Below are 16,778 nucleotides of genomic sequence, written 5' to 3'. Positions count from 1 at the left end.
TTTTTATTTATTTTATTTTTTCAATATTTTTTATTTCTTGTTTAAATTAAAGACAAAAACTCAAAAGTCACATTATTAGACCTAAGTCTTAGCTGTTTCAAAATAATTCGAAAATAGGTCAATTCAGCCAATTTTTTAAAAAATCTACAATTTTAAACGCGCAAATATTAAACAACTACACGAGCAAATCATACGCAATAATATAACATAGTGTTATCATTCAACAAAACTTCTTCAATATAACCTTTACCCCAAAGTATCTATTGATCACCAATCAAAATAAAAGCTCCCACAGATATAGTGCAAATAAAATTAAAATCACCTAAATGAATGTTGAGAATCAGATGCAAATTTCGTCAGCTTTTAACACAAAAGACTTTGCTTATGGCATAATCCATCGTGATTTCTAAATTTTATTTTCGGTATTTATTTTATGAATCTTGAGCGGGTCGACCTCAACTTACTGATTTACCTTGATGTACTGTTACGTGAAAAAAATGTAACTCGTGCTGCAGAACAACTTGGTGTAACTCAGCCAGCTATGAGTAATATTTTACGTCGTTTACGTAATTTATTTAATGATCCTTTATTGATTCGCTCATCTGAAGGCATGACACCGACAGAACGTGCATTGGAATTACAACCACGTATTCGTGATGCGCTGTCTGATTTGTCGATGATTTTGGAACCACGTACAGAGTTTCGTCCTTATACGTCTAATCGTGTTTTTCGAATTATGACCTCTGATTATGCAGAAGCGACCTTAGTTCCTCGATTAGTCAAAGCCTTACGTTCAGAAGCCCCCAATGTCGTACTGGACTTTTTAACACCAAGTGATGTGTCATATCGTGACATGGAGCAAGGTAAAGTCGATCTTGCCATTAACCGCTTCAATGAAATTCCACAAAGTTTTCACCAAGTTTTAGTATGGCGTGACAGTTTTTCATGTTTACTCAACGGCAAACACCCTGCCGCCAATAACTTGAATTTAAAAAGTTACCTCGATGCACAGCATATTTGGGTTTCAAAAACAGGTATGGGCGTAGGCTTTGGAGTAAATCCTGAAAAACAAGCTGGACTTGGATGGATTGATCAGGCTTTAGAACGAATTGGTCAAAAACGTAAAATTTCTGTTTTTACTCGGCATTATCAAATGCCTGCACTTTTGGCATCCAATGTTGATTTGGTCGCAACGCTGCCAACACGTATTGCACAATTACAAGCCAACAGCCAAAATTTGCTCATCAAAGACCCTCCTTTTTATATTCCTGAATTTGAATTGAAAATGGCTTGGTGTCCTTTATTGCATCATCATCCTGCACATCGTTGGTTACGTCAGCTAATTTTGTATGTGGCTCGTCAGATGGTTGAAGAAGAAAATCGTGAATTTTTAACAAATAATTCTCATTTCTCTCAATATTAAGCTGATTTTAATAAAAAAACTAAATTGTTATTTTTTTGCTTTATACTCGTCCAAACAATGAAACAATTCATTGTTTGGATATTTATGTGTTAAAAATATTCATAATAATGAAAATACACAGGTGGATGCGTGAGCCTTTTCCAAAACATCGTTATTATCGCCATACTTATTGCCGGGGCGGGTTTTTTATCTCTGACAGAAATTGCACTTGCTGGTGCAAGAAAAGTTAAATTAAAAATCCTCGCGGAATCAGGTGATATTCGTGCGCAAAAAGTATTAGATTTACAAGAAAATTCAGCAAATTTCTTTGCAGCCTCGCAAATTGGTTTAAATGCCATTGCCATCTTGGGTGGTATATTAGGTGAAGGTGCATTCCGACCTTATTTTCTCAATTTTGTGATGCAGTTTTATCAAGGTACTTGGGCTGAATCCATTAGTTTTGCATTGTCCTTCACTTTAGTAACTTCATTATTTATTTTATTTGCAGATCTAATGCCAAAACGTATGGCAATGATTGCACCTGAAAAAATTGCTGTTTCCGTTATTAATCCGATTCAAGTTTTTATTACCGTTTGTAAACCTTTGGCATGGATCATCAATGCTATTGCCAATGTGTTATTTCGATTATTTAAAGTCAATACCATTCGTGACGACAACATTACTTTTGATGATATCTCTGCCGTTATGGATGCAGGTGCACAAGCTGGAGTTTTACAAAAACAAGAGCATCATTTTATTGAAAATGTATTTGAACTCGAAGAACGTAATGTTCCATCGAGTATGACTACCCGTGAAAATGTCATTTATTTTACATTGAATGAATCTGAAGAAAGTATTCGCCAGAAATTAGCACAATATCCATATTCAAAATTTTTGGTTTGTAGCGAAAATATTGATGATGTTATTGGCTATGTCGATGCCAAAGATATTTTGGTTCGTATTCTTAAAAACCAGTCATTATTACAACTTAACGAAAGTACCATCCGTAATGTTTTAACTATTCCAGACACACTGACCTTATCGGAACTACTTGACCGATTTCGTTCAACCAAAGAAAAATTTGCGGTTGTAATCAATGAATATGCACTGGTCGTAGGTGTCATTACCCTCTCTGATATTATGATTACTGTGATGGGTGATTGGGTTACCCCTGTTGAAGCTGACATACAAATTATTAAACGGGACAATAATTCATGGCTCATTGAAGGCAGTACGCCTATTGAAGACCTGAAACATGCACTTGAAATTGATGAAATGCCCGATGAAGAAAATTACGAAACTCTTGCTGGTTTTATGATGTATCGCCTACGTAAAATTCCTCGCCCTGCTGATGCAGTGATATTTGGCAATTATAAGTTTGAAGTGGTTGATGTTGATCATTTTAAAATTGACCAATTACTTGTCACCCGTTTATTAGATCACTCAGACGCACCTGTTGCTGATGAATAATATCTGTTCATTCCAATTGGCTGAAGCCGAATCTTCGGCTTTTTAATGCCTCCTGTTTTTATATAATTTTTTAGACGCAGACATTACCTGTGTAATTGCTGTTAATTTTGGCTAGATTACTCAGACCAAATATTAAGATTACCTAGACTCGCAAGTAGTTGATAACGGACAACCAAACCTCAATTAAAGCATTGAAATAATTCATCCGAGTTTCGATCAGTAGATTTTGTGAATTAATCACTTTAAGCAATTGTCCAACACCTGCTTGATAACGCCCTTGGGAAACAATTTACACATCTTCCGCATTATCATCGAGTTTCTACAACGCTGTTATATTTTCATAAATCGCTTGTATAGTACATAAGCACACATGCAAGCAGTAACCCAATTTCGTATATATAATTAAAGCAACCCGCAACAGCCATAGAGAAAATATCAGGTGGGATGATAAACATCACAATAAAAAAACTCACAACAACAGCATAAGCTTGCTTGTTTTCTAAAATATCTAAAGCAATGCCTAGAAATAAGATTTCAGTAAAACCCACTTCAAACATAACAATTGAACTCTATTTAGGATCGTTCAATGTCGTGTCATCTTTTACCGCTTGCTTAAAATCCTTTACGGCCCTACCGACATCCTTACCAAAATTTTTAAATTTTTAGTTCCCAAAATAACCAATACAATGATTGCAAACAAAATGATATGACCAATCAATAAATCCATCATTTAGAAGTATCCTTTATTTAAATTTTCTTAAAGTTTAGATGTTATTTTTTATTTTTATATCCATATTGTTAAATTATACTTAACCAAATATTAAAGATTTTCTAATTATATGATTTGCTCAAATGAACATTTGTATTTGTAATAAGTGCCATTTTTTACTGATACACTTTAATAAAATACAATATTATTTTTTTATTTAAAAATTAAAAAAATCAAAGTAAGTTAAAAATAAATATAAAACAATTATTTATTTTTAACTTTAAAATCATCTAGTCAATAATTAAACAATCAATCAAAGACAATTATTTCGCTGAATGATCATTTGATAAATCATATTTATTTTGAATTATTTAGGTTAGTTTAAAAAACCATTAAACTTCGGATGAAATTATCCCAACAACAAGATCATTCAAAATCAAAGGATTGAACTATGCTAACCGTCCTCGGTCTTAGCATGATTATGTGCTTTATGTACTTAATCATGTCTAGGCGCCTTACACCCCTTGTTGCCCTCACATTGATTCCTGTTATTTTTGCACTTATTGCTTATGGGCTCGGTTTCTTTGTTGACAGCTTAAGTCATATCCAAATTCATGAACTTGGCGAAATGATGCTCGAAGGTGTAAAGAAGCTTGCCCCGACAGGTATTATGCTTTTATTCGCTATTCTTTATTTTGCCATCATGATTGACACTGGATTATTCGATCCTTCTGTTCGCTTCATTTTACGGCTTGTTAAAGGTGATCCGCTTAAAGTTATTCTTGGCACTATTACCCTGACTATTATTGTCTCTCTTGATGGTGATGGCTCAACCACCTATATGATCTGTGTGGCTGCAATGCTTCCACTTTATAAACGTCTAGGCATGAGCCCACTGATCATGGCATGTCTAATGATGCTTGCAAGCGGCATTATGAACTTAACCCCTTGGGGTGGTCCAACTGCTCGTGCTGCTAGTGCATTACATGTCGATCCAAGTGATGTTTTTGTTCCAATGATCTTACCAATGCTCTGTGCGATTGCATGGCTATATTTCCTTGGCTTTATGTACGGACGTATGGAACGTAAGCGCTTAGGTATTATTGATCTTGATGTGAGTCATGGTGATAGCATTCAAATCTCAACTAACCCTGAAGCCAATCGTGCACACTTAAGATGGTTTAATGCTTTATTGACTATTGTATTGATGGTCTGTCTTGTCAAAAGCGTCTTACCACTTTCAATTCTCTTTATGATTGCATTGAGTATCGCACTTGTTGTGAACTACAAAGATATTGATATGCAAAGAAGTTTGGTTGCTCACCATGCAGGAAGTGCGCTCAATGTAGTGGGTATTATTTTTGCAGCGGGAATTTTCACTGGCATTTTAACTGGCACGGGCATGGTCGATGCTATGTCTAAGGAATTAGTTGCGATCATTCCTGAAAGTATGGGACCTTTTCTCGCACCAATTACAGCAATTGTCAGTATGCCGTTAACCTTCTTTATGTCGAATGATGCATTCTATTATGGTGTTCTACCTGTTCTATCGGAAGCAGCAGCACACTATGGCATTACTCCTGTAGAAATGGCACGCGCATCTATTGTGGGTCAACCTGTACATTTACTCTCCCCATTGGTGCCATCAACCTATTTACTCTGTGGATTAGCAGGCATTGAAATGGGACAACATCAAAAATTTGCCATTAAATGGGCGATTGTAACCTGTTTAGTCATGCTCGTTACTGCGATGCTATTTGGTATATTCCCACTGTATTCGACTTTACCTTAAAGAAAAACACATTCGGCTGATGCTATAATCAGCTGTATCATTACTTTATACATACGTACAAAAAAGCCAATCTATTTCAGATTGGCTTTTTTACTAAATCAAAATATTAATTTTGTACTACACGCTGAGCAATGCATCTAGAGTCGCTTGATAGTGAATACGAATATCATCATTTAAAATATTGAACGCATTATCAAACTGAACCATTGGCCAACCTTCTTTCCAAAATGGGAAAATGTTGTGCAAATCATGTGTCACAACCGCATCTTCACGTAAAATAGCTTGTGCGACTTGTGATAATACTTGTGCTGTTTCTGCACCATCAATATCCATATAATCAATGCCTTTGGCTTTCAAAATACGGATTCGATCTTTTTTATAACGAATTTTCTTCGCTTGAGCTTCATTTAAATTTAAAGCTAAAGTCACTGCTTCAACAAACTTCTCTTCAAAGCTTTCATGCAATGCAACCAATGCCTGTTTATGAGATTCCTGACGACCCGCTTTGCCTCCTTGACGAATAATATCTTGTGCTTGGATATCAAGCTCGTCATTTTTCATGGATTGTAAAATATCCATAATTTCGATATCACTAAGTGATGCAGGCGTTTGTTTAGTCATGGGAGTCCGAAAAACAGAAAATTTAATCTACCTATTTTCGCATAATTTCACGCAGAAAGCTGAGTTAAATGAAAAGATGAAATGATCAGCAGTTTTTGGCACAATGTTTAGCATAATAATCTTATAAAGATAGATCATTTCTATGCCTTTTTCTATTTCTGCAATTCTTGCTTGCACTTGTTTCTATTCGAGCATTTATTTGATTTATTTCTATTTTACAAAAAATAATCACCCATTTTTACTTATTTTAGCGGCGGTTTTACTTATCCTTGCTGTCATGATTACACCCGCTGCTTATGAACAAAAAAGACGTAACCGTTTTAATGAAACGCTGTGGCATGACCATTGGTTTACGTATCCACTCATTACTTGGTGGCGTTTGTTCAGTTGGCCTATACGAATTTTACTGTCTAAATTTTTTGATTAAATGATTGTGTTATACCTTCTCCCTTGGGAAAAGGTATACATTGAGCAAAATCAATACTTCATGTTAAAGCACTTCAACCACAACTTTACCAATATGCTCGCCTGTATCCATACATGCATGAGCCGCTTGAATTTGATCAAATTTAAAGGTTTGATAAATCATTGGCAGACATTCACCTTTTGCCCAAAGTGGTGCAACTTGTGTTTGTAAACCTTGAGCAATTTCAGCTTTTTCGGCTGTAGTACGCGCACGCATAGTTGAGCCTGTAATAGTCAAACGTTTCATCATAATCTGACCGAGTTTCACATCTTTAGCTTTTGCACCACCTAAAAATGCAATATAAACTAAACGTCCATCATGGCGTAGCAAGTTTAAATTTTGTTCTAAATATGGCGCACCTACCATATCTAAAATGATATCGACACCGCCATTTTCAGTTTTTTCATTAATCACTTGTTCAAAATTTTGCGTCTTATAATTAATTGCATCCGTTAAATGGCTAATAGCTTCAACTTTTTCATTAGAACCAACCGTTGCAAATGATTTTAAACCCAATGATTTTGCAAGCATCAATGCCGTCGTACCAATCCCGCTTGTACCACCATGGACAAGTAGAGTTTCCCCAGTTTTGGCTTTACCCATTTGAAATACATTTGCCCAAACAGTAAAGAATGTTTCTGGAATTGCCGCCGCTTGCACAAAACTGACGCCTTGTGGAATCGTCAATGTTTGGCTTTCAGGTACAACACAATATTCTGCGTAACCACCACCATTGGTTAAACCGCAAACTTGATCACCCACTTTAAACTGCGTAACTGTATCACCAACAGCAACAATTTCCCCTGCAACTTCAAGCCCAGGAACTGGCGTTACGCCTTTTGGCATAGGATATAAACCTTGACGTTGCAAAATGTCAGGGCGATTAATTCCAAATGCATGTACTTTGACTAAAACCTCGTCTGCGTTTACTTCAGGAATACTGACTGTTTCATAAGCCAATTTTTCCACACCGCCTGGTTCAGTAATAATCACCTGTTGCATACTTGTTGCGATCATTTGGTTTAACATCATTCTTCCTGTTTAATTCATTACTTTTCAAATTTTATGTATTTGAACATAAAGTTGCTCAAGAATGAATAACAGTGGACTTATGTATAATTTGTTTTTATTTAGCAAATGAATAGTGATGGTCTAATGCATTATATTATCCAATATACAGAAAATAATTATAGTGACTTTGAATGGCATGATGGCTTTGCTGTGATTCGTTTTTACGCAGATTGGTGTGCACCCTGTGTACAAAATTTTCCATTTTTTGAACAAACGGCTACGTATTTTCAAAGTACACAAATCAACATTAAATTTGGGAAAGTGAATATCGACCAATCCCCCATTCTCACTTTACGCTATAACGTCTACAGACTCCCATCAACCTTAATTTTTTACCAAGGAAAAATTATTCAGCGTATTGTAGGCGTTAAAAATGTGCTAGAAATGCAAAATATTTTAAGCCGAACATTCGCTCATATTGAAGATTAAATCACTTATTTTTCCAAATGACTGGGTGCATACACAAACTGCATCAAAAATTTACGTACCAAAGGTAACATCACTAAAATCAGTGGAAATGCGAGAAGCCATGATATGCCCCATGCATGTAACCAAGTTGATAAAAACCCATCAATAAAGCCTAAATTCATCCACATGTTAAAACATGAAATAGTGCCACTCATGATGGCTGATAAAATTAATGGCATTAACCAAGCCAAGTGTTTAGGGTGAAATTTTGGAAAATGATTTAACATATAAGACCTATTTTTTAATTCATTTCATTTTGAGTTTTAACGGTTTGCTTTAAAGCTTTCATAAAGTGTGCAAACTGTGGCAAAAATTCTTTAAATAACGGAATGTCTTTATTTTCCAATAAAGTTTCACCAAATAGTTTCAATCCCACGGTAAATGCTTTAGTTTTTTCATCATCAAGTAAGTTAGCCTTAGCCAATTTTTCCAAAATTTTAAATAAATCATCATGATTATAGGCTTGAAACTGTAAGATCTCGCTGTAGCTTGAAGGCTGACCTTGTGCATCGGCAATATGTTTTACAGTTATTTCGTATTGATGTTGTTTCATGTTCTGCTCCTATAAACGACTAATTTCCACAGCGGCTTGATCTATCTTATCGGCAATATCTTGGACTTGGTCAACACTCAGTTCGCAGTGTTGAATTTTGAGGCGTAGCGAGGCTTTAAGATGCTCCATCGCACGTTTAATCTCTAAATATTGTTGGTTATTTTGAATCTGTTTGCGAGTATCAAAACGATTCATTATTTTTTCAACCGTTTCAATTTGCTGTTGTAAATGCACCATTCCTGCATCTGTTATACGATATTGTTTACGATCATCTAACGTTATATCTGACTGAATAAACTGTTGTTCTTCAAGATAATTTAACGTTGGATAAATCGTACCTGTGCTTGGGCTATAACCACCACCCACAATATTGCCAATTTCTTTAATAATGTCATAACTAAACTGAGGGGTTTGCGCAATCAGATGTAATACCAAAAGCTTCATATGCCCTGCTTCAAACAGGCGTTTGCGTGGCTTTTTACTATTTTCGATATCAATAAAATCTTCTGAATTTGACATCATTAAGACATACCATAAGACTTATTAAGATATATCTTATATGTGAAGTAATAAAATTTCAACCTTATAATTTTTAAATTACAACACCACAACTACAGTGCCTTCCTATTCCTTACTAAAAATATAGATTCTTTATTTTTAGCTTCATGTGATACAGCAAAAATAGGTTAAACAATATCTATCAAAAAACGATATATTTTAAACTGTTAAAAGATTATGATCGATTTGAAAATACAATTTTATTGAGATAAAAATTAAACCATCTCAGCTGCAAAATTTGAGGTGCAGCATTATGTTTAACCATCTTTCGATGACATGGCAAAATCGACTTGAAATTGCATTTTTCACAGGCTTAAGTACATTGGCAATTATCGCTTGGGCGTGGTTTTTACAGTTCCCTTGAGATTATGCTTTCAAAGCTATCGTTATATTTCAAGTTCTGGCTTATTTTTATATTAATTAGGTCGAATTCTAAGCATCAAAAGTAAATGGTGCATCTGGATGGAGCTTTTTGATATTCTTTGATTTTCAGGCTATTTTCGTCGCCATAATAAGCATAAGCCGCGCAGTCATTTGGCTACTCCACTTACGACATTAAATATTCTAAAAATAATGATCAACTCTCACAGTCGCTTGTATTTTCATTTTTTAAAAACTCTACTTATATAATGACTACAAACAGCATTTTTTATTTATATCAAGATTACTATTTAAAGGCTTGATTCTTTTTTGCTTTATTCTGAATCTATTCACGCGCATAGCAATATACTTTTTCAAGAATCATCTAATTCAATGCATTCACCTATTGTATTGTCATAAAAAAGCCCACTGACGTGGGCTTTTCACATCAATTCATCTATTACAGTCGAACAGTTTCCACAATTTTCTCAGCAAGTTCTTCAACAGCTTCCTGAGTTAATGTTACATCTGCGCCTTGCTCCAAATCAGTGATCACAACAATACCTGTTTGACGAAGTAATGCCACTTGTTCTGCTGTTAAGCCAACTTTAGCAATTGCAACTACACCTTGCTGAATAAGCAAGCTCTCAAGTGCTTGCGCATTTTCAAGTGCTTTAGCTGTTACAGCCACAACAGCAGGTTTCTGACCCAAACGAGCTGCACGCGCTTCTGCTGTGACAGGTTCATCATGCGCTGACCATTCGATTGCAGACTCAACCATACCTGCACCCACCGTTACATTGCTTAAACGGTCAATGAAAATAAATGAGCCTGTATAACGACTGTCGTTATAACGGTCAAAGACCATAGGTACATCAAACTCAATATCAATATCAGCAATGGCATTTAAATCTAATTGATTAACTTCCATTTTTTCCAAAGTATTCACATTGGTACGGAAATTGATTTTAGATACTTTGGCAGGAATGGTTTGCGTACCAAACTTAACGTTAAATAACTTACCCACCACTAAAGGTTGATCTGCCATCCATACCACAGTTGCACGAGCCGAACGTGAAATGAGTGGTTGCTCTCCAGCTTTCACCAAAACATTACCACGAGAAACGTCGATCTCATCATTCAAGGTCAACGTCACTGCTTGACCTGCAATAGCATGTTCTAAATTGCCATCAAAAGTTACAATCTCTTTAACTGTTGATTTTTTGCCTGATGGCAAAGTCACGATTTCATCGCCAACTTTCACAGAACCTAAAGCAATCGTACCGCAGAAACCACGGAAGTCGAGGTTCGGACGGTTCACATACTGTACAGGAAAACGGAATTCATGTGCGCTTGTGTCACGGCTGATTTCGACTGTTTCCAAAGTATTCATCAGTGTTTTACCGTTATACCACGGCGTATTCACTGATGGATTCACCACATTATCACCATTCAATGCAGAAATTGGTGTGAAGATAATATTGGCAGGTTTGCGATCACCCAATTGATTGACGAAATCATTGTACTCTGCTTGAATTTCGTTGAAGCGAGTTTCAGAGAATTCAACCAAGTCCATCTTATTGATCGCAACTACAATATTACGAATCCCTAAAAGGCTCGCAATATAAGTATGACGACGCGTTTGTGTTTGAACACCATAACGAGCATCGATCAAAATAATCGCAAGATCCGCAGTAGACGCACCAGTCGCCATGTTACGCGTATATTGCTCATGCCCTGGAGTATCCGCAATGATGAACTTACGTTTTTCAGTCGAGAAATAACGATAAGCGACATCAATGGTAATCCCTTGCTCACGTTCAGCTTGTAGACCGTCTACAAGTAACGCCAAGTCAGGTGCATCACCTGTTGTACCGACTTTTTTCGAATCACGAGTTACGGCTTGTAACTGATCTTCATAAATCAATTTTGAATCGTAAAGTAAACGACCGATTAAAGTTGATTTACCATCATCCACATTACCGCAAGTTAGAAAGCGCAATAAGTCTTTATTTTCGTGCTGTTTTAAATATGCCAAGATATCTTGGCTAATCAATTCTGATTGATGAGACATCGCTCAAAGCTCCACAATATTCTTTAGAAATCGGTTTTTTTAATCTCCCTATATCCCTCTTTGAGAAAGAGGGACTTTCCACTCTTTCTTTTCAGGATTCCCCCTCTTTTAAAAGATGAGTAGCACTGCTGCGCATGGGGAGAGATTAAAAATTAATTTAGAAATAACCTTCTTGCTTTTTCTTTTCCATCGAGCCCGCTTCATCATGGTCAATCATACGACCTTGACGCTCTGAGCTTGTTGCCAAAAGCATTTCTTGGATAATTTCAGGCAAGGTATCCGCTTTAGATTCAACTGCGCCAGTCAATGGGTAACAGCCTAAAGTACGGAAACGTACCGATTTCATTTGTGGAACTTCACCTTCTTTCAAGCGCATACGTTCATCATCGACCATAATGAGCGTACCATCACGCTCAACAACTGGACGCTCAGCAGCCAAATATAAAGGCACTAAAGGAATACTTTCTTGATAAATATATTGCCAAATGTCTAATTCAGTCCAGTTTGACAATGGGAATACACGAATACTTTCGCCTTTGTTCACTTTACCATTATAAAGATTCCAAAGTTCAGGACGTTGGTTTTTCGGATCCCAACGATGTTTAGAATCACGGAACGAATAAACACGTTCTTTAGCACGTGATTTTTCTTCATCACGGCGTGCGCCACCAAAAGCCGCATCAAACTGATATTTATCCAAAGCTTGCTTTAAGCCTTGGGTTTTCATAATGTCAGTATATTTTGAACTACCGTAATCGAATGGATTTACATCTGCATCTTTGCCTTCTTTATTCTGATGAACAATTAGGTCAAAACCATGCTCTTTTGCCATATTATCGCGGAACTTAATCATTTCCTTAAACTTCCAACCTGTGTCGACATGCAACAGTGGGAAAGGAAGTTTTGCAGGATAAAATGCTTTTAATGCAAGATGCAGCATTACTGCTGAGTCTTTCCCGATTGAATAAAGCATGACTGGGTTTTCAAACTCAGCAGCAACTTCACGGATAATATGAATACTCTCAGCTTCAAGTTGCTTGAGATGAGTAAGTCTTTCCTCAGATATAGACATTGACAGCACCAACTCACAAAAACGTGTACTTATTACACATATTAAAATTTATATTCATTATAGTGATTTACAACCCCTTTCTATTGCTTGTTTTTTTATATTGATATAAAAAAACATCATATATAAATCACGAGAACGCAATAAAATGATGACCAATATCCTTTCATTAGAACAGATAAAGTTTGAGCAATGGCTTCCTCTTTGGCTAGGTTATTTAAACTTTTATAAATCAGAAATGACAGAACAACAAATAAGATTATCTTGGAAGAGAATCACAAATTCAGAGCAAGCAGATATGTTTGGTTATGCGCTGATTCATGAAGGAAAAATGATGGGTTTTGTACATTTAATTTCACACATGAGTATGTGGACAGAAAAACCGTATTGTTATTTACAAGATTTATATATTGATGAAAATTTTAGAAATCAAGGATTTGCTCGTAAACTGATTGAACATAGTTATACAGTATGTGCTGAAAAATTTGATCGTATCTATTGGCTAACACAAAAATCGAATATCGCCGCACAATATCTTTATGATCAAGTTGCGAGTCAAACAGGATTTATTCAGTATAAACAGACACTCTAAAATTCGTATTGTTGAAGTTATGCAATTTTATTAAAAAAAGGCTTATCCAATATGAATAAGCCTTAAAATACATAAAAGCACAACCTCATCTTTCATGCTTTAAAGTAGGAATAACTTATTCATCAAGGTCATGATGGATAAGCACTTATAGAATAACGTTCTAAAAATAACAGTGCTATACCTGAAATCAGGTATTTTTATACTTTAATTAATCGTTCATTATATAAAAGTCCATATGTAACATATTGATATGAACTTTTATAATGAGTATTTCAAACAATTACTTTTTAGAAACCAAAAATATCACGATCAAGTGGAATTTCAATTCCAATAGATGCCCCAGCATCATTACCTTGACGATCTGAATCACTCACCCAACCATTGATTTTCAATGGTAAAGTCGGCTTCAAATAATGTGTCCATGTTAAATCAAGTGCTTTAATTTTATCATCTTCAGGAAACGCTTTATTAATTTGATCATCACCAAAATGAGCTGCAGATTGATTCACTTTGGCATACATCACACGACCACTTAAGCGATTCATTACATCAAAACGAATATCACCACCCACCGAAATCATTTCACCATCACCGCCCATTGCATGTCCGAGCGGAAAGCCGTGTTGGTAATAACCATCTTGATAAATATAGTGACTATATGAAATCCCTTTTGCATCGCCATTAGTACGTGTATCTGCCCACTCGGCATAAAGCTGATACGGCATGTTTTTATAACTTGATGAAAAATCAGCGCCAGCTAAGTACATTTTCTTCGATGGTAATAATCCAGCTTCATCTTCACCGACATACTGCCCATATAGGCTTACAGGTACATCAAGTAAAGGCTGTAAATTTAAACGCCCATCAAATCCTGCAATTTGGTTCGATTTATCATCATCACCATCATTAAAATTATCATTACCTTTTATTGCATTCCAAAGCGAATCCCAACTTTCAGGGCGACCTTCTCCACCCCACTGTAGAATACGAGATGCCCCTAACTCCAAATACGGAAGTGGCTGAGCTGTTAAACGAAAGCCTAATATTTTCGCATCAGGAATTGCTTCGTAATCATCAAGTTGACCCGCAAATGCTTGATACTGCCAAGGACCAACCCAAGACAACCATTTTGTATCAAATGCTTTTTGTTCCGCACGTTGCGCAGTAAAACCATAAACAGGACGACTCGCATCACCACGAATTAAACTACCATCATGACCTGGGCCCCAATAAGTCGGCATTTGTCCTGCAATCAACCATTGGTTCCATAATTTTCCTGCGATATAAGAACCCTCAACATTGACGTCTTGACCATTGTCAATTTGTGGATCTTTTTCTGCATTAATACGTAATTTACCATCCCAATTTTCGCCACCTGCATTTAATTCAAGTGATCCAACGTATTGAGCTTTAGTACTATCCCCAAAGGCTTGTGGAATATTTTTTTGATCCGTTTCTGCGAATAATCCTATTTTTGCAGTTTGATTGTCCGCTTTCAACGCATTTTGGATTGAATCAATCACTTTTTGTTGTGCATTATTTGAAATTTTAGCTTGAGAAAGCGCGCGCTGAATTTCATTACCACTCATTGGCCATGTCGATGTACTGATCTGAATCACGCCTTGCTGAGTTAACCAATTTAAGTCAGTGCGAATATCTTCATTGTTCAGCACTAAACCTTGTGCAAAAATAGGCAGACTCATCGTCGTTAAAACTGCAGCATAGAGCGCTTTTCTTAAATACATGTGTTATTTCTCAAGTTTATTTTCTCCGCCCCACCATAAAGATTTTAGTCACTTTATTCAATGGTAAATCTGTGTGTTTATCTATCATGTGTATTTAAAACTAGGTCTCTCAACAAATAATTAAGGCTCAAAATTGATATAAAAAAACCACTAAAATCAGTGGCTTTTTTACTTTTAAACAACAACTTATTTAAAAAAATTAGTTGCTTTGTTTAATACGCATATGTGGGAACAAAATCACATCACGGATACTTGGTGCATTGGCGAATAACATCACCAAACGGTCAATACCAATACCCTGACCTGCTGTAGGAGGTAAACCGTATTCCAATGCTTCAACAAATTCAGCATCATAGTGCATTGCTTCATCATCTCCTGCATCTTTCTCTGAAACCTGTGCCTGGAAACGTTCTGCTTGATCGATTGGGTCGTTCAACTCTGAGAAGCCATTCGCCAGCTCTCGACCGCCAATAAAGAATTCAAAACGATCGGTAATATGTGGATTATCATCATTACGACGTGCAAGTGGAGAAGTTTCCGCAGGATATTCAGTAATGAAAGTTGGTTGACGAAGTTTAGTTTCAACGGTTTCTTCAAATACAATCGTTTGAAGTTTACCTAAACCAAAACCTGGTTTAACTTGTTCTTTCAATTCATTTTTAACGAAGTTTGCAAGGAATTCACGATCACCGACATTTTCAGGTGTGAACTGTGGATTATTCTCAAGAATCGCATCGAACATTGAGATTTTTTTGTATGGCCCTTTGAAGCTATACACTTCTTCGCCATAAGAAACATCAGTTGAACCTAAAATGTCGATGGCTAATTTTTCAAGCATCTTTTCAGTCAATTCCATCAAGTCTTTGTAATCTGCATAGGCTTGATAGAATTCAATCATGGTGAATTCAGGATTGTGACGCGTTGATACACCTTCGTTACGGAAGTTACGGTTAATTTCGAATACACGTTCAAAACCACCTACAACCAAACGTTTTAAATAAAGTTCAGGTGCAATACGTAAGAACAATGGCATATCCAACGCATTATGATGTGTTTCAAATGGACGTGCAGATGCACCACCAGGAATCACATGCATCATTGGCGTTTCAACTTCCATGAAGCGTTCATTGGTTAAATACGCACGAATACCTGACACGACTTTTGCACGAATTTCAAAAGTTTTACGTGTTTCTTCATTCACGATTAAATCTAAATAACGCTTACGGTATTTAGCTTCAGTATCTGTTAAGCCATGGAATTTATCTGGAAGTGGACGAAGTGATTTAGTTAAAAGTTCAAAATGTTCGATATGAACATAAAGATCACCTTTACCAGAACGACCGATATAACCTTTAGCTGCAACAATATCACCAAGGTCTAAGCTTTTTATTGTCTCTAAAACATCAGGTTCAAGTTCTTTACGTGCAACATACAACTGAATACGACCTGTCATGTCTTGAATCACTATGAATGATCCACGATTCAACATTACACGACCCGCGACAGACACATAAACTTTCTCACCTGCTTCGATGTCTTCTTTAGACATTTCTGCAAATTGATCTTGCAAATCTTGTGCGTAATGTTCACGTTTAAAGGTATTTGGCCAAGGACTCGTTCCAGTTTCTTGAGCCTTGTCTTGTATTTGTTTAAGCTTGGCATGACGCTGTGCTATTAAATCGTTCTCGGAAATAGTTGGTTCAGAAGTCGATTGAGCGTTTTGTTGCGTCATCTCTGCCTCGATTGTAATTAAAAACGGAAGTTGCATAGCATAGCAGATTTACAACATAATGCGTATGACTATAATTCAATGAGCCTACAAAAATAA

Annotated in this window: 16 protein-coding genes; 6 read left to right on the top strand and 10 right to left on the bottom strand. The window is 36.2% G+C overall.

What is annotated here, in order from left to right; translation table 11 throughout:
* Positions 1–433: 433 nt before the first annotated feature.
* Both ACK1JC_RS14640 and ACK1JC_RS14635 read left to right on the top strand, forming a co-directional pair.
* The gene (locus ACK1JC_RS14640; protein ID WP_409512607.1) at positions 434–1,423 is read left to right on the top strand and encodes a LysR family transcriptional regulator; all 990 of its coding nucleotides are present in this window, start codon (positions 434–436) and stop codon (positions 1,421–1,423) included.
* A gap of 129 nt (positions 1,424–1,552) precedes the next feature.
* Positions 1,553–2,872 (top strand): hemolysin family protein, encoded by a 1,320-nt coding sequence (locus tag ACK1JC_RS14635; RefSeq protein WP_409512606.1) that lies wholly within the window; start codon positions 1,553–1,555, stop codon positions 2,870–2,872.
* A 338-nt stretch (positions 2,873–3,210) separates the two neighbouring features.
* On the opposite strand, the gene ACK1JC_RS14630 is transcribed toward ACK1JC_RS14635, so the two are convergent.
* Positions 3,211–3,429, bottom strand: a complete 219-nt coding sequence (locus ACK1JC_RS14630; protein ID WP_409512605.1) for a hypothetical protein — start codon at positions 3,427–3,429, stop codon at positions 3,211–3,213.
* A gap of 603 nt (positions 3,430–4,032) precedes the next feature.
* On the opposite strand from ACK1JC_RS14630, the gene ACK1JC_RS14625 reads away from it, so the two are divergent.
* Complete coding sequence (locus ACK1JC_RS14625) at positions 4,033–5,373, top strand: CitMHS family transporter (RefSeq protein ID WP_409512604.1); 1,341 nt, start codon at positions 4,033–4,035, stop codon at positions 5,371–5,373.
* A gap of 117 nt (positions 5,374–5,490) precedes the next feature.
* On the opposite strand, the gene ACK1JC_RS14620 is transcribed toward ACK1JC_RS14625, so the two are convergent.
* On the bottom strand, positions 5,491–5,994 hold the full coding sequence (locus ACK1JC_RS14620; protein ID WP_409512603.1) for a hypothetical protein: 504 nt from the start codon (positions 5,992–5,994) through the stop codon (positions 5,491–5,493).
* A gap of 142 nt (positions 5,995–6,136) precedes the next feature.
* On the opposite strand from ACK1JC_RS14620, the gene ACK1JC_RS14615 reads away from it, so the two are divergent.
* On the top strand, positions 6,137–6,421 hold the full coding sequence (locus ACK1JC_RS14615) for a hypothetical protein (RefSeq protein WP_409512602.1): 285 nt from the start codon (positions 6,137–6,139) through the stop codon (positions 6,419–6,421).
* A gap of 63 nt (positions 6,422–6,484) precedes the next feature.
* Here ACK1JC_RS14615 and ACK1JC_RS14610 read toward each other — a convergent pair whose 3' ends face one another.
* Complete coding sequence (locus ACK1JC_RS14610; protein ID WP_409512620.1) at positions 6,485–7,477, bottom strand: NAD(P)H-quinone oxidoreductase; 993 nt, start codon at positions 7,475–7,477, stop codon at positions 6,485–6,487.
* 138 nt (positions 7,478–7,615) lie between these two features.
* Here ACK1JC_RS14610 and ACK1JC_RS14605 point away from each other — a divergent pair, with 138 nt between their 5' ends.
* A complete protein-coding gene (locus tag ACK1JC_RS14605; RefSeq protein ID WP_409512601.1) occupies positions 7,616–7,960 on the top strand; it encodes a thioredoxin family protein in 345 nt (114 codons plus the stop codon).
* A gap of 5 nt (positions 7,961–7,965) precedes the next feature.
* On the opposite strand, the gene ACK1JC_RS14600 is transcribed toward ACK1JC_RS14605, so the two are convergent.
* The 5 genes from ACK1JC_RS14600 to cysD all read right to left on the bottom strand — a co-directional run bounded on the left by ACK1JC_RS14600 (position 7,966) and on the right by cysD (position 12,610).
* Positions 7,966–8,226: a DUF2798 domain-containing protein gene (locus tag ACK1JC_RS14600; RefSeq protein WP_409512600.1), complete on the bottom strand. Its 261-nt coding sequence runs from the start codon at positions 8,224–8,226 to the stop codon at positions 7,966–7,968.
* 14 nt (positions 8,227–8,240) lie between these two features.
* On the bottom strand, positions 8,241–8,552 hold the full coding sequence (locus ACK1JC_RS14595) for a DUF3861 domain-containing protein (protein WP_409512599.1): 312 nt from the start codon (positions 8,550–8,552) through the stop codon (positions 8,241–8,243).
* A 9-nt stretch (positions 8,553–8,561) separates the two neighbouring features.
* Entirely contained in the window at positions 8,562–9,071 is a 510-nt protein-coding gene (locus ACK1JC_RS14590; RefSeq protein ID WP_409512598.1) for a PadR family transcriptional regulator, read from the bottom strand.
* 859 nt (positions 9,072–9,930) lie between these two features.
* Positions 9,931–11,544, bottom strand: a complete 1,614-nt coding sequence (gene cysN / locus ACK1JC_RS14585; protein ID WP_409512597.1) for a sulfate adenylyltransferase subunit CysN — start codon at positions 11,542–11,544, stop codon at positions 9,931–9,933.
* A gap of 157 nt (positions 11,545–11,701) precedes the next feature.
* Positions 11,702–12,610: a sulfate adenylyltransferase subunit CysD gene (gene cysD / locus ACK1JC_RS14580; RefSeq protein WP_409512619.1), complete on the bottom strand. Its 909-nt coding sequence runs from the start codon at positions 12,608–12,610 to the stop codon at positions 11,702–11,704.
* 151 nt (positions 12,611–12,761) lie between these two features.
* Between cysD and ACK1JC_RS14575 the strand changes: the two genes are divergently transcribed.
* Complete coding sequence (locus tag ACK1JC_RS14575) at positions 12,762–13,205, top strand: GNAT family N-acetyltransferase (RefSeq protein WP_409512596.1); 444 nt, start codon at positions 12,762–12,764, stop codon at positions 13,203–13,205.
* A gap of 287 nt (positions 13,206–13,492) precedes the next feature.
* Here the strand turns inward: ACK1JC_RS14575 and ACK1JC_RS14570 are convergent, their stop codons facing one another.
* Entirely contained in the window at positions 13,493–14,950 is a 1,458-nt protein-coding gene (locus ACK1JC_RS14570; protein WP_409512595.1) for a capsule assembly Wzi family protein, read from the bottom strand.
* A gap of 199 nt (positions 14,951–15,149) precedes the next feature.
* On the bottom strand, positions 15,150–16,682 hold the full coding sequence (gene lysS / locus ACK1JC_RS14565) for a lysine--tRNA ligase (protein ID WP_409512594.1): 1,533 nt from the start codon (positions 16,680–16,682) through the stop codon (positions 15,150–15,152).
* Positions 16,683–16,778: the final 96 nt, after the last annotated feature.

It is taken from the genome of Acinetobacter sp. TY2, from assembly GCF_046269225.1.
GTDB lineage: Bacteria > Pseudomonadota > Gammaproteobacteria > Pseudomonadales > Moraxellaceae > Acinetobacter.
The sequence above is the reverse complement of the archived record's forward strand: the minus strand, read 5'-3'. Positions and strand labels throughout refer to the sequence as shown.